Genomic DNA, 22,031 nt, shown 5'->3' with positions numbered 1-22,031 from the left:
TCCCTTTTTTAAGGGATAAAAAAAAATGGGCTACTCAGATATTTTTGAAACACAAACAGCATTCAAATGAAACAACTTTTTTTTCTGGTTATTATTTTACATGGCATGGCTGCAAGTGCTCAAAAAAAAGTAATCCCCGTCAATCAATCTACTTTTACAGGAATCAGTTTACCAGCAGGCAGTAAACAGGACAGTCGTTTTCTTACGGAACTTACTGCTAAAACCTTATTTGAACTGGAAACTAAAAAAGCAGGTTCATCTGTATCTAAAGTAGAAGTATTAACGATTCCTGCTGTGGCTAATTTTACTGCAGACTCATTAGTAGAACATCTAATCAATCTAGGCTATACGATTGTTCCTCTGGAAACGGATGATAAATTTGCATGGCTTCAAAAAGACAACCGCTATTTAATTCTGTATTTTGAAACAAAGAAAACCGAGACGCAACTTTATTTTGGAGAATTAGGTGCCGCCCCTGCTGCATTCAACACTTCCAACCTACAGCAACAAACCATTACCGAGCAGCAAACAAATATTCAGCAACAAACAACTACAGAGCCACAAGTAAACACTCAACAACAATCAACAACAACCCCACCAACAAATTATACAAGTAACGGTTACGCTTTTAATACTACCAACTTTGATGATGGCTGGACAAGCACCATCCAGGAAGATTGGGTGGAAGTAACAAAAGGAAACATCAAAATATTATTACATTTTCCAAAAGAAGGAACCGTTTTTCCGGCAGCACCGGATCAACTAACTACTGCAGCATGGAATATATTGGTTGCCCCCCGCTATTCTCAATTAGCAAATTATAAAACAGCTTATGTTGAAATAAACAACCGGCCTTATTTTGGAATGGGAACAGTAACAGAAGTAAATTCAGGCAACTCCGTTTTTGTTGTACTGTTTCGCAGAGGTGCCGGATGGATGGAGGTAATTACACCCGATGTTCAAACCTTTACACAGGAATTTGGCTTTAACCCTGAAACGATACGTTGGGCCAAAGTAACCGAATACTCAGGAGGCTATGTAGTTGATAACAGTCAGGGAGTAGTGATAAAGGCAGATGAGGCGGATATTTATAATAAACTTGACAACATGTTTGGCAGAAACAAGTTTGCAGTTGCAACTTCTGATCTGGATAATACCGGCAGATGGAATGCTAACTATGCCAGTAATACCTTTTATTACAACTACTACACAGGCAATGCAACCGGCATGAGCACTTTTTCTGCATCAGAATGGTTTGACTTCAGCAGTGGTAACAACTATCACTGGGAAGCCGTGATGACCAATGCAGGTGGAGGTGTAATGAATGCAGCTCAAACAAAAAGCGATGGCAGTTTTAAATCAATTAATAATTGGCAAATGATTTTTTCAAACATCGGCGGAAAAGAAAAAACGTTTGATGTTTATTTCTCGGCCATCAAAGGCGGAAGAGTATTGTGGATGAATGATGCCAACTATCCCGGAAGCGGAATTTTTACAGGTTTGTCGAAAAGAAAATGAGAGAAGTTTAAAAAAATGGCACCTACTATTTATAATTAAGAGTTACCGGCAAATTTAAATTACCAATCAAACAGAAATTCATCTACAAAAGCAGTGTGTTCTTACACTGCTTTTTCCTTTTTTAACCATTCAAAAACTTATTAACTTCGGCTTTCAATAACTGTTTAAAAATGATTACTGTTCTTCACCCCTGGCATGGCGCTCATTATGGTCCTAAAGCCCCCGAACGTGTTAATGCATTGATTGAAATTTCACAAGGCAGCCGCAGTAAATATGAAATTGATAAAGACACCGGTTTGTTACGACTGGACCGTGTGATTTACTCCTCGTTTATGTATCCGGTAAACTATGGATTCATTCCGCAAACTTTGGGGCAGGATGGTGATCCATTGGATATTCTTGTTTTATGTTCACAAGCCATTCAACCACTTTGCTTAGTTGAAGCAAATGTCATCGGCAATATGCAAATGATTGACCAGGGCGAGCATGATGATAAAATCATAGCCGTGGCCAGTAACGACCCCATGGTAAAACACATCAATGATGTGAGCGAAATGCCCGAACATTTCTTTAATGAACTCAAACAATATTTTGAGCAATACAAAGTACTGGAGAATAAAGTGGTGGAGATTGATAAGTTTCAAAGCAAAGAAGAAGCGTATGTGATTATTCAAGAAGCAATTGCATTTTATAAGGAGAAATTTAATAAGTAGCTAAGAGATTAAGGAGGGGAAAGAGTAAAGGAGGACTTGATTATTTGTGGCGTTCCTACTTCTTACCTCCTACATCCTACCTCCTATTCATTCACTATTCACTACAACAATGACCAAACAAATGGATACACAAACTATCATTACGCTGCTCCTCATCGGGCTGGCGGCAGGCATCCTGAGCGGACTGGTGGGCGTGGGCGGAGGAATTGTAATGGTGCCGGCATTGGTATTCTTTCTGCATTATACACAGCACCAGGCACAGGGCACATCGCTCGGTGTAATTATGATGCCCGTGGTACTGCTTGCTTTTTTACAGTATTATAAAATGGGACAGCAAACGGGCAACACCATTCAATGGCAGGCGATACTCACTATTGCTGCTGCTTTTATCATTGGCGGATTGATTGGTGGCAAGCTGGCCGTGAATGTAAACCAGCAGGTGTTGAAGAAAGTGTTTGCGATTGTTTTGTTTTATACAGCGTTTAAGATGATGGGATGGGATAAGTCACTTATGTCGTTGTTTAATAAGATCTGATTTTATTAATTCGGTTTATCGGTTAGTGTACCCTCCCCCGGCCGAAACAGAATTTTAGTAACAAAGGTGGTTGGTGTCCCTACCAACCACTAAGAGAGAAAATTAAGTTTTGGTTTTTTAAAACTTTAATATTTTTATTTACTGAAATTTTAGCCAACTATCAATTAAGCTTTCATATAGAAAAAGTTTTTGTATTTATCAAAAATAGTAAACACAAAAGTACCTAAATGAAATTTTCACAAAGAATAGGAAAAAAACCAGCAACAAAAAATATACAGCTAGAGAGCATAGATGAAGACTTATTAAATGGACTTTGGAACATTTCAAAAATTTATATTATAGATAGAATCTCAAGAAGAGCTAAATACGGTGGCGATACAGACTTTGATCTTTTTTCTAATATTCTCTGGCACAAATTCTATAGACTCCCTATTGATACTATTCCAGATTACGACTTTAAGACCGAAAAGTTCATTAGAGAAAATTTTTTTAAAGGACAGTGGTATGAAACTTATGATTTTATAGAATTTTTGACCTCCCTTGATTTTGATGAAATAAACACAAAAGACTTTATTACTGCGATTAATAGTTTATTGGAACACGAGTTTTCCGCTTATAGGTTTATAGACGGGAAGATAGCACCCATCTCAAACAAGATTGAGGTCAATGAAATTCAGCAATCACTTGAGCAAGTAAATTACTTCACATCGCTAAGTGGGGCAAATATCCATTTGACAAATGCACTTGAAAAATTATCTGATAGAAAAAATCCCGACTATAGAAATTCAATTAAAGAATCAATTTCTGCTATAGAAACTACTTGCCGAGTGTTGACCGGCGAATCAACTCTTGGAAAAGCATTAAATTCATTGGAACATAAAGGAATAAAAATTGACGATCAACTAAAGAGCGGATTTGATAAAATTTATGCGTTCACAAATAATAAGCAAAGTGGTATTCGACACGCAATTATTGAAGAGCATAATAATCCTGACTTTGATGACGCAAAATATATGCTTGTAGTTAGTAGTTCATTTATAAACTATCTTGTAGGCAAATGCAAGAAACTTGGTATAACGATCAAATAAAAGCCAAGAGACAAACCTTAGTTAATCAGTTGATGTGCTCATCAAATGATTAATAATTGTTAGGGTAAAGGTGTTTGACAGGAGCACTTACGCCCTGATTTGTTTGTTCACTAACCAAATCAATTGCACTATTATTTCTTTTCGTGAAGATACAAACCGAGCTGTGCTTTTTTCAGTACCATTAAAGCTGCTTAATTTATCAAACCATCGCTCATCTATGCACATGCTATGATGTGTGCGACGCAAGGGACGATGCCACTTGCACATGTGCCCGTAACATAATCCTACTTTTTACTTGCAATTTTTCACTTCCTACTTTCTCACACCCTCTTCACAAACCTCAACTTATGGGTGCGTTGAAAATTATCCCGGTTAATAATGCCGGCATTGTCAATGGTATCAATGCGAACACGACCGGCAGCGTGGAGAATTTCACGGTCGTTGAGTAAGAGACCTACATGAATAATTTTTCCTTCTTCATCATCAAAGAACGCCAAATCACCACAACGGGCTTCCTGTAAAAAACCTACATCTTCGCCCAGCAGACTTTGATGCGCTGCATCCCTTGGCAGATGCTTGCCAAAGAAACGCATCACCACCTGTACAAAACCACTGCAGTCCACACCAAACACGGAACGTCCGCCCCAGAGATAAGGTGTGTTTAAATATTGAAACGCTACAAAACGAATACTCTCTTCATCAAACACATAAGCACCTTCCATCACCAGCTTACTGCTGCTCTTGATGCGGTAACTGCCCCAGGTGGTTTCGCTGCTGATGAGTGCGGGTACGGCACTGCCAAAGGGCACATGCATGGGTGCTTCATTCACCATCATAATACCGCTCCAGGTGTTTACCAGCGGCACCTGGTCCTGCATGGCAATAACGGAATCTACTTCTGTTAATTGATTGCGCATGCAAAAACCGGCATAACCATCATAGGTGCAGATCACTTCCACCCAATCACCAAGATTGGAAATGAGCTCTACTGCTTCACCAAACAACAATTGAGAAGTAATTTCAGCTTCGTGACGTGGCTCTCTGCGGATGGGTGCTACAGGTACAATACACAAGGCGGTATTATTCATTCAAAATTCGTTTCTGTGAATATATGGAATTTCGGTTGTACCTGCATCTGATGTGCAAGGCTGAGATTAAGAGGGTGAACAAAAAAGGGAATTGCTTGAAATAATTAAACAAAGAGAAGAAGAGGTAAAGAGGTGTTCTTTGAGTCCCTGTCTGACGACAGGCAGATTCGTGGTTAAAAAAACCACAAAGGAACGAAGACACAAAAAGAATAGACCAGGAAGAAGGGAAGACGGCAAGGATTTATTCTTTGTCGCTCCCGCATATTGCAGGACAAGCCGTGGCAACTTAATCGTTTCTTTTTTATCATTGCACATAAATCATCTGTACTGAATCAATACAATCACATAACGGATTCTGAACTGCTGGCTTACTACCAGAGTGACGGCAACAACCGCTGGCTGGGCATCTTACTCCAACGTTATACCTTACTGCTCTATGGTGTGTGTATGAAATACCTCAAGAATGAAGAGGAAGCGAAAGATGCCGTGCAGCAGGTGTTTGAAAAAGCGATTCACGAACTGGGGAAATATAAAGTGGATTATTTCAAGAGCTGGATTTACATGGTGGCCAAGAATCATTGCTTAATGAAATTGCGGGACAAAGGTAAACTGCCGGCAGAGCTCAACGAACGGCATTCCTACACACCTGCCGAAGAAGCCAATAAAGAAGAACTGCTGCACAAAGAAAACCTGCTGAACGAATTAACACAGGCACTGCCGCAACTGAATGCAGAACAGAAACAATGTATTGAGTTGTTTTATATTGAAAAGAAAAGCTACCTGGAAATAACAGAACTCACAGGTTACTCCCTGATGCAGGTAAAAAGCCATATTCAGAACGGAAAGCGTAACTTGAAACTGATTTTACTCAAAGGCATGCAACAATGAACGAACAATTGCTGAACATATTAAAAGAGCAGGGAGAGGTGAGTGAGCAGCAATTGCTGGATTACTTAAGCGGAAAACTTTCGGCTGAAGAACGGCATGAAATAGAACTTCGTTTGGCTGAACATGAACTGCTGAGCGATGCAGAAGAAGGACTTGCGATGATAAAAGATAAAGAGCAGATTGATACAGCCACAGCTCAATTGAACGCTGCTCTTACCGAGCAATTAAAAAAACGCAGAAAACGTAAACGCAGGGAACTGCCCAATCAAAGTTTATTGATTGCCACTACATTTATCATTCTCGTTTTAATTGTGATTGCGTTTATGGTGATTTATAAAATGAGGAATCCGTAATCATCACCGGCACAATTGTTTGATCCATGGTGCATGTTGCGGATATTCTTTCATTAACGCTTCCTGCTCCCCCATTTCAAAATCTTCAAAATCAAAACCCGGAGCTACCGTGCAACCTACGAATGCAAATCCGTTTTCATCAACCGGCCTGGAAGCAAACCAGCAGCCTGCTTTTACCACCTGCTGAAATAAGAATCCATTTTGTAAATCACTGCCCAGCATCAGCACTTCTCCTGCCCCATCGGGATGAATCACATAAATATGCAAACCTGTACCTGCATAAAAATGCCAGAGCTCATCACTTTTAATCCGGTGAAAAGCGGAGAACTGTTTTCCTTCTAATAAAAAATAAATAGCTGTGGATATAAACCGATCGCCGGTAAAACGTTCCGGCAAATGGGCTGCAGCAATCTGTTCATCACTGCAATAAGTCCTGGCATAATAACCGCCTTCGGGATGCGGTTGCAGGTTGTAGGTTTCAATTAATTGCTTCGGACTAACCATGAGATAAAATTAAACACAGAGAAAGGAGTAAATGAGGTACACTGATTTAATCTGTATTCTCTGTATCTCCTTTCTCCGTGTTAAAAAATCACTTCGTTTCTTCCTTCTTTGGCGCATCATCCCCATCAAATTTATCCACCACTTTGTTCCAGAGATCAGAAGCTTTTTCTTTGAGGTCGGCACCCAGTTCTTCTGCCTTATCCCGCAGCTCTTCAAATTTATCTTCTGCTTTGTCTTTGAGTTCTTCCAGTTTGTCTTCAACTTTATCCGCCCATTCGGTAGCGGTTGCTTTTAAATCCTGGAGTTTGTCTTCAGCTTTGTCTTGCCAGCTTTCGGCTTTTTTGTTTGCATCCATCATTGTAAGTTTTAGGTGTGAAAAATCAAGGACCTATAAGGTACAACTTTTCAGTACCGTTTCCATCCATTTTTAAAAACATAACTGAAATATCATTTATCTTCCCCTCACCAAAACCAACCACATGTTTAAAAAACTGCTGCTCGTACTCTTCATTGCTGTACTTGGCTTATCGGCTGTTCTGCTGTACAACACTTTTCGTTTTCCGTCTGCACCTGCGCCCAGGCAGGCGCTGCAAATAAGTGGTATTAATGATTCAGCGGCATTACACCTGAGTGAAGCATTGCAAATCAAAACCGTTTCCTTTGGTGATACATTGGCAATTGATACGGCAGAGTTTGTAAAAATCCGTTCCTTTTTAGAAAGCACCTATCCTGCAGTGCATACACAATTACCCAGAATGATATTCAGCGAATTCAGCTATGTGTTTACCTGGAAAGGAAAGGATACCACGCTGGCACCTTATGTATTAATGGCGCATATGGATGTGGTGCCGGTGGAAGCGGTGGCAGAAAGTAAATGGAGCGTTCCCTCTTTCAGCGGAAAAATTTTAAAAGATACCATTTGGGGCCGTGGCGCTGTGGATGATAAAGCAAGTGTGATCGGCATTTTTGAAGCAGTGGAGCAATTGCTCAAAGAAAATTTTCAACCGCAACGAACCATCTACTTATGCTTTGGCCATGATGAAGAAATTACAGGCAGACGTGGCGCTGCGAAAATTGCACAATGGTTTAAAGAGAACAACATCAAACCACAGTTGGTGGTAGATGAAGGCGGAATGGTTGATACCGAAAAATTCAAAAAGAGCGGACGACCGGTTGCTGTAATCGGCGTTGGTGAAAAAGGTTATTGCAATATTGATTTAACTGTTGAAATTCCGGGAGGTCATTCCTCCATGCCGGTACAGGAAACAGCGATTGATGTATTAAACAAAGCCATTGCAAAAATCCGTGCACAACAAATGCCCGGCCGCATTACACCACCCGTGCAGGAAATGCTGGGTCGTATTGCAGCAATTGATGAGTTTACTACCAAGCTGGGTGTGAGCAATCAATGGTTGCTCAGCGGTTCCATCATCAGCATGATGGAGAAAGACAAACAAACCAACGCCATGGTGCATACCACACTGGTGCCTACCATTGTAAAAGCAGGTATTAAAGACAATGTGATTCCTACGGTAGCCAAAGCTACCTTCAACAGTCGCATCCTGCCCGGCGAAACAAGTGATGATGTGGTGGCTTTTGTTAAGAAAGTAGTGAATGATGATCGGGTGCAGGTAAAGAAACAAACCATTTCTTTGTTTGAACCTTCTGCTACTACCTCCACCAGTCATCCAATGTTTTTGAAAGTAGAAGAAGCGGTATACAAAACAGTTCCCAATGTGCATGTAACACCTTACCTCATTGTAGGTGCAACTGATTCAAGATACTTCCGTCCGTTTAGTGATGCGGTGCTCAATTTTGCACCCATGCGTGATGCCAAAGGTTTTCACGGTATTGATGAACGTATTGCTGTGAGTGATTTAAAGGATATGATCTTCTTTTACCGTTTGCTGGTGACGGAGAAATAATTGTTGGGTTACCGGCGGTTGTGCATACGAGGGGTCGTATTTGCGTCGCATTGCAAATCCCGTCTTTAGCGGGACTCTTATACGTTCTGTTCTTTATTGAGCATAAACTACACACACATTAAAGATGTTGGAATGAGAAATAATTAATTACCCACTTTGATGAGGTTAAAAATTGCAGGTCATTTTTACCCCAGAGGGGGTCAATGTCAGTAGAAAAATACAACAAAACGTTTTAGAGCCCCATCGGGGCGCTATGTAAGAAACATTTCGCCCCGATGGGGCTTATTAATATTCATCCTTTAATTTTTCTACTGACATTTCACCTCTATGAGGTTTCTAAAAAATTAATTTCATATTTAAATGGTGTCTGACGTTTGCAACGTCCTGACATCACATGCACTCTAACATTCGGAGGCCGGTATCAGGATTCCTCAAAGGCATCAGATACCTTCCGACACGTGAGCATAAATACTAAAAAACAAAAAAGTCCCGCCGATAGCGGGACTCACTGTTTCATTTCTTAATCAGTAAAAAAACTTAAGCTCTTTTTTTAGCTGCTTTTACCGGAGTTTTAGCACCCACTTTTTTCATCGTCTTTGTAAGCGGGTCAATCACTTTGCTGAAAGCGTTCACATTAACAGGACCTTTGTATGCTTCACCATTAATGTAAAAGAAAGGTACGTCCCTGATGCCTTTATCAGCACCTTCCAGTAAATCAGCACGTACACTCCAGCCAAAAACGGAATCAACCAGCTTTGGCAAAAAGTTTTTATCCGTTACACCAATTTCTTTGGCATAACCTTTTAAACTGATGGTACCCAGGTTGCGGCGGTTTGCAAACAACATATTATGCATGGGCCAGAACTTGCCTTCCTGTGCCGCTGCTACTGATGCTTCAGCTGCTTTTTGTGCACGCTGGTGAATACGTGTTAACGGAAAATGACGGAAGTTAAACTGAACCTTATCTTCATATTTCTCCAGCAATTCATTCACCACTTCATTTGCTTTTGCGCAAGCCTCACTTTCATAATCTCCATACATCACCAGTTTAACCGGCGCCTTTGTATTACCTACCCAAATATCTTTTGGAGGAATGATTTCTATTTCTGCTGCTTTTGAATGTTGTGCCATTTCTTTATATCTCCTTTTCCCTTCCGGGTTTTTTTAGTTTCTTTTTGTATAACAACGCAAGGCTTCTGAATGTTGCGTTGCTTTGCAGATTGACTATAACTTTACCTTTTCCGGCAGTTCATTTCTGAATACTACCGTGTTGTCGAACACATCTACCAAAACAGGCTGGGTTTTGTCAATGTTTCCTGCCAAAATCTTTTTACTCAGTGCGTTTACGATTTCCTTTTGAATCAAACGCTTTAAGGGACGGGCCCCAAACTGCGGGTCAAAACCATGTTCTGCCAAATAATCTAAAGCGTAATCACTGAACCGGAGGTCGATACCGCTTTCCGCTACGAGCTTTTGCAGATTGGCCAACTGAATGCGGATGATGGACTTGATTTCTTTCCTCAGAAGCGGGGCAAACATAATGATTTCATCCACACGATTCAAAAATTCTGGGCGAATGGTTTGTCTTAAAAGCGTCAGAACTTCCGCTTTTGCTTTATCTGCAGCTTCAATTGCCTGATTCTCAGTAGATACGCCTTCAAACGCCTCTGAAATTAAATGACTACCAATATTACTGGTCATGATGATAATCGTGTTCTTAAAGTTCACCACACGACCTTTATTGTCCGTGAGGCGGCCATCATCCAGTACCTGGAGCAGCACATTCCACACATCCGGGTGGGCTTTTTCAATTTCATCTAACAGTACCACACTGTACGGTTTGCGGCGTACCGCCTCTGTTAATTGACCACCTTCATCATATCCCACATAGCCTGGAGGCGCTCCTACCAAGCGGGAAACCGTATGCTTTTCCTGGTACTCACTCATATCGATCCTCGTCATCATACTTTCATCATCAAACAAATAATCAGCCAGGGCTTTGGCCAGTTCCGTTTTACCAACGCCGGTGGTACCGAGGAAAATAAAAGAACCGATTGGCTTTTTGGGATCACTCAAACCGGCACGGCTTCTGCGGATGGCATCTGCAACAGCAATGATGGCTTCATCCTGCCCCACTACACGTTTATGCAATTCATCTTCAAGATGCAATAATTTTTCCCGTTCACCCTGCATCATTTTGGCAACTGGGATGCCCGTCATCTTTGCAATATTTTCAGCAATATCTTCTGCATCTACTTCTTCCTTTAATAATCGCTTTTCGCTGTTCGCTTCAAGCTGCACGCTGTATTCCTGAATCAACTTTTCCTGTTCTTTGATTTTTCCGTATCGAATTTCAGCTACCAATCCGTAATTGCCTTCACGCTCAGCACGCTCTGCCTGCAGTTTTAAATTTTCAATTTCCGCTTTTGCATTTTGCACTTTCTCCACTACTTCTTTTTCATCTTTCCATTTTGCTTTTAAGGTATCACGTTCTACAGAAAGATTCGCAATTTCCGTATTGAGCTCTTTTAATTTGAACTCATCATTTTCCCGTTTGATAGCTTCCCGTTCAATTTCCAGTTGACGGATCTGCCGTTCCAGTTTATCCAGCTCTTCCGGCATACTGTTCATTTCCAGACGCAGCTTGGCAGCACTTTCATCAATCAGGTCAATGGCTTTATCGGGCAGGAAACGATCGGTGATATAACGGTTACTCAACTCAACTGCTGCAATGATCGCTTCATCTTTAATACGTACATGATGATGTGTTTCATAACGGTCTTTTAAACCACGTAAAATAGAAATCGCATCTTCCACACTCGGCTCATCGATAATCACTTTCTGGAAACGACGTTCCAGTGCTTTATCTTTTTCAAAGAATTTTTGATATTCATTCAATGTAGTAGCACCAATAGCACGAAGTTCACCTCTTGCCAATGCAGGTTTTAAAATATTCGCTGCATCCATGGCACCTTCACCACCACCGGCACCCACGAGTGTATGAATTTCATCAATGAACAAAATGATTTCGCCTTCACTGCTGCTTACTTCTTTTACCACACCTTTCAAACGCTCTTCAAACTCACCTTTATACTTGGCACCGGCAATGAGCTGACCCATATCCAGTGCATAAATGATTTTTGATTTTAAATTTTCAGGCACATCACCGTTGACGATACGCATGGCTAACCCTTCTGCAATGGCAGTTTTACCAACACCCGGTTCACCCACCAGAATGGGATTGTTTTTACTACGGCGTGAAAGGATGTGCAGTGTTCTTCTGATTTCTTCATCACGACCAATCACAGGATCCAATTTACCTTGTCTTGCCATTTCATTCAGGTTCTTGGCATACTTATTCAATGCGTTGAACTGTGTTTCCTGTGTTTGACTTTTTACCGTATCACCTTTGCGTAGTTCTTTGATAGCAATAACCAATCCTTTTTCTGTTAAGCCGGCATCTTTCAACAGTTTGGCTGTTGCATCATTGCCTTGTACAATAGCTAACAATAAATGTTCAGGTGTTACAAACTCATCACCAAAAGATTTGAGGGATGCTCCTGCACGCAATACCACCTGGTTGGCATCACGGCTGATGGATTGAGCCGCTTCACCACTTGTTTTGGGAAGTTTGCTGATGGCATACGTGAGCTTTGTCTCCACCAGGTTGATGGTAACATTATTTTTTTTCAATAAATACTCAACGGGACTGTCCTCCTGCTCAAGCAACGCCAGCAGTATATGCTCCGTCTCAATATTTGGATTTTGTGAATTAAATGCCAATTGCTGTGCTTGTTGCACGGCCTCAGCAGCTTTTATAGTGAAGTTTCCTAAATTCATATTCTAATTTGTTTTAGACCTAAACCATATCCTCAAATGATTATCCAAGTAAAAAACTCCGAAAGAATGTCATTCAGAATCAATAGAATCCGCACCATCGTCAGTATTACAATCGCTTTCCTGTTATTTTTTCAGGTAACGCAGTCGCAGGATACTGCTAAAATCACCAAATGGGTGAATGAAAATCTGCCTGATTTAGGCGGCCGTGCTGTGTTGATGGTGTATAAAGATGGAAAAATGCTGTACACACAGGCTTTTAATAATTTGAGCAAAAAGCAGGAGAACCGTCAAAAACTCAAAGCAAGAATTACCGGTGCTGATGAAGAAGTATTGTTACAGGATTATACCACTACCACCCGTGAACGGATTGCGAGTTGCAGCAAATGGTTAACAGCGGCATTAGCGATGACGTATATTGATGAAGGAAAATTTCGCCTGAACGATACTGTTGGAAAATTTCTTCCCATCATGACCAAGTATGGCAAAGGACATATCCGCATCTGGCAATGCCTGAGCCATACCACCGGCATTAAAGGTGGTGATTTGAGAGAGTGGTTGCAGGGCATGAAAAATATCAAGAGCATGAACGAAGCGATCGAACAGATTGCCATGTCGCCTATGGAAGGAGAACCCGGCAAAACATTCCGTTATGGAAATACAGGGTTGCAGATCATAGCAGCCATTATAGAAAAAACAGGTGAAAAAGATTTTGAAACTGCATTTAAAGAACGCATTGCCGAACCTTTGAATATGAAGAATACTGATTTCGGTAAAAAAGGCGTTCCGCTTGCAGCAGGCGGTGCTTACAGTACACCAGAGGATTATATGAACTTTTTGACGATGATATTAAATGAAGGTGAGTTTAATGGTAAACGTATTATCAGCAAAGCATTGATCGTAGAAATGCAAAAGAATCGTATTGGTCGTGATGTATTGGTAACATCATCTCCTGCGGAAGCCGGTAGCTGGGGTTATGGTTTTGGTGAATGGGTGATGGACAGTCCGCTAGCAATTGCTGATAAAAAAGGCGCCATGCCCGACAGCAAACGAAGCAGTGCGGTAACAAGCCCGGGATTGTTTGGAAGCTTCCCCTGGGTAGATACCGAAAAAAAATACTGTGCCTTTTTGTTTGTTTACAATCTCCAGCATAAAGGCCGCAACGAAAAGTATAAAGAGTTAAAGCAGGTGGTGGATGGAGTGGTGAGGTAGGCAACCTCACCCTCCTTCTCCCTCTCCTATGGGAGAGGGAGCGGCGCATCTTCTTTATGCCAAACGGTTTAACTTCCACATAAACAATAGCTCTTTTATCATCTCATTTTCTACCGCTTAAATGCCTATTTTGATCTTTAAATAGCAAGGGCTGTGCCCAAGCATCCTCCTCTCTTCAGGGGGAGTCAGAGGGGGGTTTTTCTTATCTTTGCGCCCCGATGACAAAAACCAAATCAGTAGCGTTTCATACCCTCGGTTGTAAGCTCAATTACTCCGAAACCTCCACCATCAGCCGACTGATGGAGAATGAAGGTTTTGAGAAAAAAGAGTTTGAAGACCTGGCGGATGTGTATGTCATCAACACCTGCTCCGTTACGGATAATGCTGATAAAGAATGCCGTCAATTAGTACGTCGAATTCAACGCAAAGCGCCTGAAAGCCTGGTAGTAATTACAGGTTGTTATGCGCAACTGAAACCCAAAGAAATTGCAGAGATACCAGGCGTTGACCTGGTGCTGGGCGCAGCAGAAAAATTCAACATTGCTGCCCATATCAAAGAATTAAGCAAAGGCGACAGTACCAAAATAAGCAGTTGTGAAATTGAAGATGTAACCGGTTTCAATGCCTCCTACTCTATCAACGACCGTACAAGAACTTTTTTAAAAGTACAGGATGGCTGTGATTATACCTGTTCTTTCTGCACCATTCCGCAGGCAAGAGGAAAAAGCAGAAGTGACAGTATTGCCAATGTGGTAAAAAATGCTGAAGAAATTGCAAGAGGCGGCAGCAAAGAAATTGTATTGACCGGTGTAAACCTTGGCGATTTTGGCAAAGGTGACATCACACCAACCCTCTCCAAAGGAGAGGGAGTAAAAAATCGTTCAGAAAATTTTAATGAACTCATTCAGCAATTAGATGAAGTGAACGGTATCGAACGTTACCGCATCTCTTCCATAGAACCCAACCTTCTTACCAATGAGATCATTGAGTTTGTAAGCAAGAGCAAGAAGTTCATGCCGCATTTTCATATTCCGTTGCAAAGCGGAAGCAACACCGTATTAGGTGCCATGCGCAGAAGATATAAAAGAGAGTTGTATGCTGAACGTGTGGCTTTCATCAAAGAACTCATGCCGCATTGTTGTATTGGTGTAGATGTGATCGTTGGGTTCCCCGGCGAAACAGATGCACTTTTTAAAGAAACCTTTGACTTTTTGCATTCACTGGATATTTCCTACCTGCATGTATTCACTTATTCAGAACGTGACAATACCCATGCATTGACGCTGAAACCGGTAGTACCTCACACAGTTCGTCATGAACGTAACAAAACCCTCCGCAATCTTTCTTATATGAAGATGCAATATTTTACCCAACAACATGCAGGCGAAACAAGACCTGTGTTGTTTGAAGGACATAGCAAAAATGGTATGATGGAAGGTTACACAGACAACTACATCAAGATTACCACTCCATACAAAGAAGAATGGGTGAATGAAATTGTGGATTGGAAGATTTAAATTGCTTTCATGACCAAAGAACAACTGCTGCACGAACTCCGTCACGAAACATATGTTACCATCAAACCATCTCCCCTGCATGGAAACGGCGTATTTGCCATTCGCTCCATTCCGAAGGGCTGCAGAAATATGTTTTCAACAGGCATTGGAGAGTTTATTAAAGTTGAGCGGAGCGAAGTGGATGCACTTCCTGCGCACAGCAGGTATTTGGTTGAAACCTATTGTTTGTTTGATGATGACTATTACTGGATTCCGGAATATGGTTTTAAAGTAATGGATGTATCGTTGTACTTAAATCATTCTGATTCACCCAATATCATTTCCATCAACGATGGAGAATATTTTGAAACCCTGCGTGACATAGAAACCGGAGAAGAATTGTTAATTGATTATGGTACGATCGTAGAGAGTGAAGAATAATCATTACTGAAAACTAATGGCTTGTTACTTTTTAACTTGCATCAAACAGTCTTCAGGTTTAGAGATGTTTCCTTCGTCAACATGACGAGCCTCTGATTATCGAAAATGTTGATGAATAATAGCAGAGGGTTCCTCTATATCGATCCTCACTCTTAAACACGCCGTCATTTCGAACGAAGCCATAGAACACATAAAACTATTTATGTCTTTCGGCGGAGTGAGAAATCTCTAAACAATCAACCTGATTTGTACAAACAGAACATACTGAAAGTAAAAGAGGGAAGCAAATTGCTTCCCTCTTTGTGGAGCTGAGGGGAATCGAACCCCTGTCCAAACACATTCTCCAAAAGCTTTCTACATGCTTATTTCATGATTGTTTGTCGGCTTTGTACAGGACCTGAACCTACCAATACAAAGCTTAGCTGAATAAGTCTTTTGTTGTTGTCACAGCCTTCAACAACAGCAACCTGTTTTCTTTTTGAGTCGGCGGCGGAGCGGCGGTAACAAGTCAACCTGCTCGGCGGCCCGAATGACTAACTAATCACTGATTAGGCAGCCATGGCATACTGTGTATTGCCATTTGAGTTTTGAGTATTCATATTAAAGTGCTAATTACACAACGCACTGCATGCTTACACTTTCAAAGACCTATGCTGTCAAAACCGGGCAGCCCCGAACTGAGAACCTCAAAATTAGCTATTAAAAATGAGAATGAGAGTGGTTACCATAGTTTTAATATTTTATTTGATGAATCTTATAAGCCTTTGTACTTTAGAATTGTTATGAATACCATTGCTTCTTTGCTTCAAACAATTTTACCTGCGCATAAGATCAAAACCAAACTAATCGACCGTCATGCATTTGCTGCTGATGCAGGTTTTTATTATTTACTTCCGCAGGCAGTTGTGCAACCGGACTCTATTGAAGAAGTAAAACAACTCTTTGCATTTGCTCATCAACACAATATTCCTCTCACCTTTCGTACAGGTGGCACCAGTTTAAGCGGTCAATCCATTACGGATGGCATCCTGGTAGATCTCAGCCGCAACTGGAAAAAAATTGAACCGCTGAACAACGGTCAACAGATCAAAGCACAACCTGCGGCGATTGGTGCCCATGTAAATCATTCGCTCAAACAATATCAAAAGAAGATGGGACCCGACCCTGCTTCGATTACTGCAGCGATGATGGGTGGTATTCTTTCCAACAATAGCAGTGGTATGTGTTGTGGTGTAACATTTAACTCCTATCACACTGTTGCTTCAACTCACTTTGTTTTACCCAATGGAAATGAATACAATACAGCAATAAAAAAAGATTATCAACGCTTTGAAACGGATGACAAACAAATTGCCGATGGAATACTGCAACTTAGAAATGAAGTATTGAATAATGAAGTGTTGGTTCAAAAAATCCGCACCAAGTATAAAATTAAAAATACCGTTGGTTACAGCATCAATGCATTTCTGGACTACGAACATCCATTGGATATTCTTGCACATTTACTCATTGGCGGTGAAGGAACACTGGCATTTATAGCAGAAGCAGTATTGAATACGATTCCTGATAAACGTTTTAAAACTACCGGGCTTTTATTTTTTGAATCGCCTTCTGTTGCAGCGGAAAATATTCCGTTACTCAAATCCACCAATGCAGAGGCATTGGAGTTGATGGACCGTCCTGCACTTCGTTCCATAGAACATCTGGATTATTGTCCTGATGTGATCAGATCATTACCTGAAGGTGCTACAGCCATTCTTTGTGAATACCAGGCAACCACTGAAGATGAACTGCAACAAATCTTTTCATCGGCACAAACCATCATCAACCAATTACCATTACTCGCCAAAGTTGATTTTACAACAGATGAGTATCAGCAACAAAAATTCTGGAAGCTGCGTAAAGGCATGTATCCTTCAGTGGCAGCGGTTCGTGCCAAAGGAACAACAGCTATGCTGGAAGATGTGGCTGTACCATTGGAGCATTTGGGCCGGGCCGTTACTGATTTACAAACACTGTTTCAAAAATACAATTACCACAATGCGATCATCTTTGGCCATGCCAAGGAAGGCAATCTTCATTTCCTGATCACACAACCGGTGAACACAACCGAAGAAACAAAAGTGTTTGAACAGTTCAATGATGAATTAGCAGAGCTGATCATTCAGAAATACAATGGCTCATTGAAAGCGGAGCATGGTACAGGCCGGCAAATTGCACCCTATGTAAAAGATGAATGGGGAGATGATGCCTACCGCATCATGCAATCACTCAAACAATTGATTGATCCCAAAAATATTTTAAACCCGGGTGTGATCATTAATGGTGATGAAAAATGTCATCTCAAAAATTTAAAGAGCATGCCTGTGGTGGAAGAGGAGGTGGATAAATGCGTGGAATGCGGCTATTGTGAGAATCGTTGTCCCAGCAGGGATTTTACCATGACGCCGAGACAACGCATCCAGGTACGTCGTTCGTTGCAACGATTAAAAGCGGAAGGCAATACGAATGATTACAACCAACTCATCAATGAATATCAATTCAACGGGATGGATACCTGTGCAGTAGATGGCATGTGTGCTACAGATTGCCCGGTAAATATCAATACAGGTGAACTGATCAAACGTTTACGAAGAGAAAATCATTCTGCATCTGCTAATAAAACAGCTTTGCGTATTGCCAAAAACTTTGGAGCCGTTGAGCGATTGGTGAAGCTGGCATTATACAGTGGTAATGCCTTCAACTTAATAACAGGTGGTAAAGGGATGCATTTCATCACGTCCTCTGTAAAGAAACTCATCCCCGCATTTCCGTTATGGACAAAATCGTTGAGCAAACCTATTGCCATCAAAGCCAATGAAAGAGATGATGCCGATGTTGTGTACTTTCCTACCTGCATTACACGAATGATGGGTGCTGATAAAGAAAACAGCAAACCGATCAGTGAAGTAATTCAATCTGTGTGCAACAAAGCAGGCTTGAAATTATTCATTGCACACAACAATAATGGTGTTTGCTGCGGACAATTATTCTCCTCCAAAGGATTTATACCAGCTTATACATACACCGTTAATCAAACCATTGAATTGTTATGGCAAAGAACAAAGCAGGGTCAATTACCTGTGCTCATGGATGTAACTTCCTGCACGTATTCATTGCAGCATTCAGAGTCATATTTAACAGAAGAAAACAAGCAGCGCTTTAAACAACTGCAGATTATTGACAGTATTGATTTTGCAGCCGATCATCTTTTGCCAAAGCTGAACGTGAAAAATCAAAAATCAAAAATTGTATTTCATCCCGTGTGCACTACCCATAAGATGAATAATCTTCATAAACTCAAAAAAATCGGGCAGCACTGTTCTCAAGAAGCTGTAGTTCCATTTAACAGCGGTTGTTGCGGCATGGCAGGCGACAGGGGTTTTTATTACCCTTCACTCACAAGTGCTGCCACTAAAAATGAAGCCACGGAAGTGAACAGCAGCAGCTATGATGGTTATTATTCATCAGGCAAAACCTGTGAAATGAGTTTGTACGATGCTACCGGAAAAAATTATCAATCTATATTTTATTTGCTGGATGAATGTTGTTAAAATTTAAAATCCCACAAAGGCACAAAGGGCACTAAGAAAATACTTTTTACATTTTCTTCATCAATAGCAATGAAAATGGGAGAGTTCTGTACTCTCCCATTTTTTATTTTTGACTTTTCACTTTCAATTTCTATTTGTTCCACCCAAACCAGTCATTACCGTTGGCATAAATCATTAATCCAAGCAATAACACCATTCCCACTATTTGTGCATACTCTAAAAATTTCTCATTGGGTTTGCGGCCTGTAATCATCTCAATCAATGTAAATACAACATGCCCTCCATCCAGTGCAGGAATAGGCAACAGGTTCATAAACGCCAGTACAATACTAAAGAAAGCAGTAATGCTCCAGAAATTCTGCCAGTCCCAAACCGGCGGGAAGATAGAACCCATGGATTTAAAACCACCCACTCCTTTATATGCCCCGGTTTCCGGGCGCAGAATCAATTTAAATTGTTCAATATAATCACCCAGCTTGGCAAATGTTTTCTTTATACCGGCAGGAATGGCTTCAAAGAAACCATAAGATAAATGTTCTACCTGGAAAAGACCTTCCTTCACATATACTTCCTGTTCCGTCATACCAAGACCAATTCTTCCGTTCGCTCCTACTTTTGAAATAACATTCACCATTTCACCATTACGGTTTACGGTAAGTTGTACAGTGCCGTTTTTCTTTTTCTCAACCAATGGCACCATTTCATCAAAAAAGTTAACCGTTACGGAATCAACTGCAACAATTCGGTCACCTTCTTTCAAACCGCTGCGTGCTGCAAAGGTAGTATCCGCTTTTTCAAACTTTGGAATGATCACCGGCACACGCAGTTCCACCAATCTCCTTCTGCGTTTACTTTCAACCAGCTTTCCTACAAGATCTGTAGGGAACATAATTGTCTTTTGTTCACCATTGCGCTCCACCACCATCTTTTTAGCTGTAAGAATGTTTTTATTAACATCTTCAAAATAGGTTACGGGTTTATCTTCAATACTCACAATCTTATCTCCGTTACGCAAACCTGCATCATACATCAAACTATCAGTAATCCAGATACCGTTCTTTACACTGCTCATGGGAGTACGATCTTCACCCCACACAAATAAAATCATTGCGTAAATAATAAAAGCAAGGATCACATTCACCGTTACACCGCCAATCATGATGATCAAACGTTGCCAGGCCGGTTTACTGCGGAATTCATAAGGCTGGGCCGGCAGTTTGAGTTGATCCTTATCCATACTCTCATCAATCATGCCTGCAATTTTTACATAGCCGCCCAATGGCAACCAGCCGATACCATATTCGGTTTCGCCTACTTTCTTTTTAAACAATGAAAACCATGGATCAAAAAACAAATAGAATTTTTCTACCCTGCATTTGAACCAGCGGGCAGTAATATAATGACCAAACTCATGAAGTATTACAAGAATAGATAAACTCAACAACAACTGTGCAGCCTGTATTCCCACATTACCCCAATTAATCGCTAAAAGCATAATGGATATTGTTTTGTTTTAATGTTTGCAAATATCAGTGAAATTAAACAAGTGGATTGCCAATTTTTTGTAAATGGGTGGTACCGTCTTTGGGTACAAGTGGCATCGTCCCTTGCGTCGCACACATCATAGCATGTGCAAATGGCGGCGATTGTTTCCATTCCTTGAAAGACCGGTGTCCACAAAGTATTTTATAATTGTATCAGCGATGCTGCATAGCTTCTTGCCTCACCATCACTTTCCAGGTACTCTTCAATGGTTGGCTTTTCAATAAAGGGCACATAGTTCATCGTTTTCTCAATTACATCCGTCATATCCAGGAAGCCGACACGGTTTCTCAAAAAAGCCCACACGGCAATTTCATTCGCTGCATTCATGATGCAGGGCAGGTTGCCGCCTTTTGCTAACGCATCCATACTCAATGCCAGGTTACGGAAGGTTTTGAGATCAGGTTCTTCAAACGTAAGCATATTGATTTTTTTAAAATCATACCTTGGAAAATCATTGGGTATCCGTTGCGGAAACGCCATAGCATATTGGATAGGCAACTTCATATCCGGCAAACCCATTTGCGCTTTAATACTTCCGTCTTCAAACTGCACCATGCTGTGAATGATACTTTGCGGATGCACCACCACCTGTATTTGCTCCGGCGCCAGGTTAAACAACCATTTGGCTTCAATCATCTCCAAACCTTTGTTCATAAGCGTAGCTGAATCAATGGTGATTTTAGCACCCATGCTCCAGTTGGGATGCTGCAAAGCATGATCCCGTTTTACATTCAGTAAGAAGTTGGGTTTCTTCCCACGGAAGGGCCCGCCACTTGCAGTGAGAATAATCTTGTCAATCTTATTCCTGGATTCACCCACAAGGCATTGAAAAATGGCAGAATGCTCACTATCAACCGGGATAATGGGCACCCGGTTATCAACTGCTCTTTGCATTACAATATCACCGGCCACTACCAATGTTTCTTTATTGGCCAGTGCAATTGCCTTTTTATTGTCAATGGCTTTGAGTGTCGGTTTCAGTCCGGCAAAGCCTACAATTGCAGCCAGCATCATATCATAAGTATCAAAAGCTGCTACTTCCTCCAGTGATTGTTCGCCTGTAAACACTTTAACATCCGTTGCTGCCAATGCGTCTTTTACTTTGGAGTATTTCTTTTCATCCACAATTACCACGGCATTAGGTTTGAATTCCTTTGCCTGCTGAATCAATAACTCCTCGTTGGTATGAGCCGTTAAAATTTCTACTTCAAATAAATGGGGATTGGCACGGATTACGTCCAGCGCTTGTGTTCCAATGGAGCCCGTTGAACCGAATATGGCAATACGTTTCATGA

Annotated in this window: 18 protein-coding genes and 1 other RNA gene; 11 read left to right on the top strand and 8 right to left on the bottom strand. The window is 41.1% G+C overall.

The genetic code is table 11. From position 1 onward, the window contains the following. Positions 1–66 precede the first annotated feature (66 nt). From PDL71_RS08555 to PDL71_RS08540, 4 genes are all read left to right on the top strand, one after another. A complete protein-coding gene (locus PDL71_RS08555) occupies positions 67–1,518 on the top strand; it encodes a hypothetical protein (protein WP_407528069.1) in 1,452 nt (483 codons plus the stop codon). 170 nt (positions 1,519–1,688) lie between these two features. Next, positions 1,689–2,231 carry an inorganic diphosphatase gene (locus PDL71_RS08550; protein ID WP_407528066.1) on the top strand — a complete coding sequence of 181 codons (543 nt, stop codon included), beginning with the start codon at positions 1,689–1,691 and terminating at the stop codon, positions 2,229–2,231. 46 nt (positions 2,232–2,277) lie between these two features. Next, positions 2,278–2,766 carry a TSUP family transporter gene (locus PDL71_RS08545; RefSeq protein WP_407528063.1) on the top strand — a complete coding sequence of 163 codons (489 nt, stop codon included), beginning with the start codon at positions 2,278–2,280 and terminating at the stop codon, positions 2,764–2,766. A gap of 227 nt (positions 2,767–2,993) precedes the next feature. Next, entirely contained in the window at positions 2,994–3,854 is an 861-nt protein-coding gene (locus tag PDL71_RS08540; protein ID WP_407528060.1) for an AbiJ-NTD4 domain-containing protein, read from the top strand. A 320-nt stretch (positions 3,855–4,174) separates the two neighbouring features. Here the strand turns inward: PDL71_RS08540 and PDL71_RS08535 are convergent, their stop codons facing one another. Beyond that, on the bottom strand, positions 4,175–4,942 hold the full coding sequence (locus PDL71_RS08535; RefSeq protein ID WP_407528057.1) for an NlpC/P60 family protein: 768 nt from the start codon (positions 4,940–4,942) through the stop codon (positions 4,175–4,177). A gap of 264 nt (positions 4,943–5,206) precedes the next feature. On the opposite strand from PDL71_RS08535, the gene PDL71_RS08530 reads away from it, so the two are divergent. Continuing rightward, entirely contained in the window at positions 5,207–5,830 is a 624-nt protein-coding gene (locus tag PDL71_RS08530) for an RNA polymerase sigma factor (protein WP_407528054.1), read from the top strand. Next, positions 5,827–6,183, top strand: a complete 357-nt coding sequence (locus PDL71_RS08525; RefSeq protein WP_407528051.1) for a hypothetical protein — start codon at positions 5,827–5,829, stop codon at positions 6,181–6,183. Before PDL71_RS08530 ends, PDL71_RS08525 begins: the two co-directional genes overlap by 4 nt. Before the next feature lie 3 nt (positions 6,184–6,186). Here PDL71_RS08525 and PDL71_RS08520 read toward each other — a convergent pair whose 3' ends face one another. Further along, positions 6,187–6,687, bottom strand: a complete 501-nt coding sequence (locus PDL71_RS08520; RefSeq protein WP_407528049.1) for a cupin domain-containing protein — start codon at positions 6,685–6,687, stop codon at positions 6,187–6,189. A gap of 88 nt (positions 6,688–6,775) precedes the next feature. Continuing rightward, positions 6,776–7,042 (bottom strand): hypothetical protein, encoded by a 267-nt coding sequence (locus tag PDL71_RS08515; RefSeq protein ID WP_407528046.1) that lies wholly within the window; start codon positions 7,040–7,042, stop codon positions 6,776–6,778. Positions 7,043–7,166: 124 nt separating this feature from the next. On the opposite strand from PDL71_RS08515, the gene PDL71_RS08510 reads away from it, so the two are divergent. Further along, positions 7,167–8,612 (top strand): M20/M25/M40 family metallo-hydrolase, encoded by a 1,446-nt coding sequence (locus tag PDL71_RS08510; protein WP_407528044.1) that lies wholly within the window; start codon positions 7,167–7,169, stop codon positions 8,610–8,612. A gap of 537 nt (positions 8,613–9,149) precedes the next feature. On the opposite strand, the gene PDL71_RS08505 is transcribed toward PDL71_RS08510, so the two are convergent. Then, positions 9,150–9,743, bottom strand: a complete 594-nt coding sequence (locus PDL71_RS08505; protein ID WP_407528041.1) for a DsbA family protein — start codon at positions 9,741–9,743, stop codon at positions 9,150–9,152. Positions 9,744–9,836: 93 nt separating this feature from the next. Further along, a complete protein-coding gene (clpB, locus tag PDL71_RS08500) occupies positions 9,837–12,452 on the bottom strand; it encodes an ATP-dependent chaperone ClpB (RefSeq protein ID WP_407528038.1) in 2,616 nt (871 codons plus the stop codon). Between the two features lie 66 nt (positions 12,453–12,518). Here clpB and PDL71_RS08495 point away from each other — a divergent pair, with 66 nt between their 5' ends. The 3 genes from PDL71_RS08495 (at position 12,519) to PDL71_RS08485 (ending at position 15,598) form a co-directional block, all read left to right on the top strand. Beyond that, the gene (locus tag PDL71_RS08495) at positions 12,519–13,661 is read left to right on the top strand and encodes a serine hydrolase domain-containing protein (RefSeq protein ID WP_407528035.1); all 1,143 of its coding nucleotides are present in this window, start codon (positions 12,519–12,521) and stop codon (positions 13,659–13,661) included. A 218-nt stretch (positions 13,662–13,879) separates the two neighbouring features. Further along, positions 13,880–15,178, top strand: coding sequence for a tRNA (N(6)-L-threonylcarbamoyladenosine(37)-C(2))-methylthiotransferase MtaB (mtaB, locus tag PDL71_RS08490; RefSeq protein ID WP_407528033.1), 1,299 nt, complete (start codon positions 13,880–13,882; stop codon positions 15,176–15,178). 9 nt (positions 15,179–15,187) lie between these two features. Further along, on the top strand, positions 15,188–15,598 hold the full coding sequence (locus PDL71_RS08485) for an SET domain-containing protein (protein WP_407528030.1): 411 nt from the start codon (positions 15,188–15,190) through the stop codon (positions 15,596–15,598). A gap of 300 nt (positions 15,599–15,898) precedes the next feature. Here PDL71_RS08485 and ssrA read toward each other — a convergent pair. After that, positions 15,899–16,272, bottom strand: a transfer-messenger RNA (tmRNA) gene (gene ssrA / locus PDL71_RS08480). 108 nt (positions 16,273–16,380) lie between these two features. Between ssrA and PDL71_RS08475 the strand changes: the two genes are divergently transcribed. Beyond that, on the top strand, positions 16,381–19,191 hold the full coding sequence (locus PDL71_RS08475; protein WP_407528027.1) for an FAD-binding and (Fe-S)-binding domain-containing protein: 2,811 nt from the start codon (positions 16,381–16,383) through the stop codon (positions 19,189–19,191). Positions 19,192–19,321: 130 nt separating this feature from the next. On the opposite strand, the gene rseP is transcribed toward PDL71_RS08475, so the two are convergent. Together rseP and PDL71_RS08465 are read right to left on the bottom strand one after the other, a co-directional pair. After that, positions 19,322–20,686, bottom strand: a complete 1,365-nt coding sequence (gene rseP / locus PDL71_RS08470; RefSeq protein ID WP_407528024.1) for an RIP metalloprotease RseP — start codon at positions 20,684–20,686, stop codon at positions 19,322–19,324. 191 nt (positions 20,687–20,877) lie between these two features. Then, positions 20,878–22,029 carry a 1-deoxy-D-xylulose-5-phosphate reductoisomerase gene (locus PDL71_RS08465; RefSeq protein WP_407528021.1) on the bottom strand — a complete coding sequence of 384 codons (1,152 nt, stop codon included), beginning with the start codon at positions 22,027–22,029 and terminating at the stop codon, positions 20,878–20,880. Positions 22,030–22,031: the final 2 nt, after the last annotated feature.

The organism is Lacibacter sp. MH-610 (genome assembly GCF_045780045.1).
Taxonomy (GTDB): Bacteria; Bacteroidota; Bacteroidia; order Chitinophagales; family Chitinophagaceae; genus Lacibacter.
Note: the sequence above shows the minus strand (reverse complement) of the source record. Positions and strands in the feature narration are given on the sequence as shown.

Bases quoted from the DNA above. Each gene is read 5' to 3' on its own strand.
- PDL71_RS08525 (WP_407528051.1), top strand. From the start codon at position 5,827: ATGAACGAACAATTGCTGAACATATTAAAAGAGCAGGGAGAGGTGAGT.
- PDL71_RS08515 (WP_407528046.1), bottom strand. From the start codon at position 7,042: ATGGATGCAAACAAAAAAGCCGAAAGCTGGCAAGACAAAGCTGAAGAC.
- PDL71_RS08475 (WP_407528027.1), top strand. From the start codon at position 16,381: ATGAATACCATTGCTTCTTTGCTTCAAACAATTTTACCTGCGCATAAG.
- PDL71_RS08510 (WP_407528044.1), top strand. From the start codon at position 7,167: ATGTTTAAAAAACTGCTGCTCGTACTCTTCATTGCTGTACTTGGCTTA.
- PDL71_RS08465 (WP_407528021.1), bottom strand. From the start codon at position 22,029: ATGAAACGTATTGCCATATTCGGTTCAACGGGCTCCATTGGAACACAA.
- PDL71_RS08485 (WP_407528030.1), top strand. From the start codon at position 15,188: ATGACCAAAGAACAACTGCTGCACGAACTCCGTCACGAAACATATGTT.
- PDL71_RS08505 (WP_407528041.1), bottom strand. From the start codon at position 9,743: ATGGCACAACATTCAAAAGCAGCAGAAATAGAAATCATTCCTCCAAAA.
- PDL71_RS08495 (WP_407528035.1), top strand. From the start codon at position 12,519: ATGTCATTCAGAATCAATAGAATCCGCACCATCGTCAGTATTACAATC.
- rseP (WP_407528024.1), bottom strand. From the start codon at position 20,686: ATGCTTTTAGCGATTAATTGGGGTAATGTGGGAATACAGGCTGCACAG.
- PDL71_RS08535 (WP_407528057.1), bottom strand. From the start codon at position 4,942: ATGAATAATACCGCCTTGTGTATTGTACCTGTAGCACCCATCCGCAGA.
- PDL71_RS08550 (WP_407528066.1), top strand. From the start codon at position 1,689: ATGATTACTGTTCTTCACCCCTGGCATGGCGCTCATTATGGTCCTAAA.
- PDL71_RS08555 (WP_407528069.1), top strand. From the start codon at position 67: ATGAAACAACTTTTTTTTCTGGTTATTATTTTACATGGCATGGCTGCA.
- PDL71_RS08520 (WP_407528049.1), bottom strand. From the start codon at position 6,687: ATGGTTAGTCCGAAGCAATTAATTGAAACCTACAACCTGCAACCGCAT.
- clpB (WP_407528038.1), bottom strand. From the start codon at position 12,452: ATGAATTTAGGAAACTTCACTATAAAAGCTGCTGAGGCCGTGCAACAA.
- mtaB (WP_407528033.1), top strand. From the start codon at position 13,880: ATGACAAAAACCAAATCAGTAGCGTTTCATACCCTCGGTTGTAAGCTC.
- PDL71_RS08540 (WP_407528060.1), top strand. From the start codon at position 2,994: ATGAAATTTTCACAAAGAATAGGAAAAAAACCAGCAACAAAAAATATA.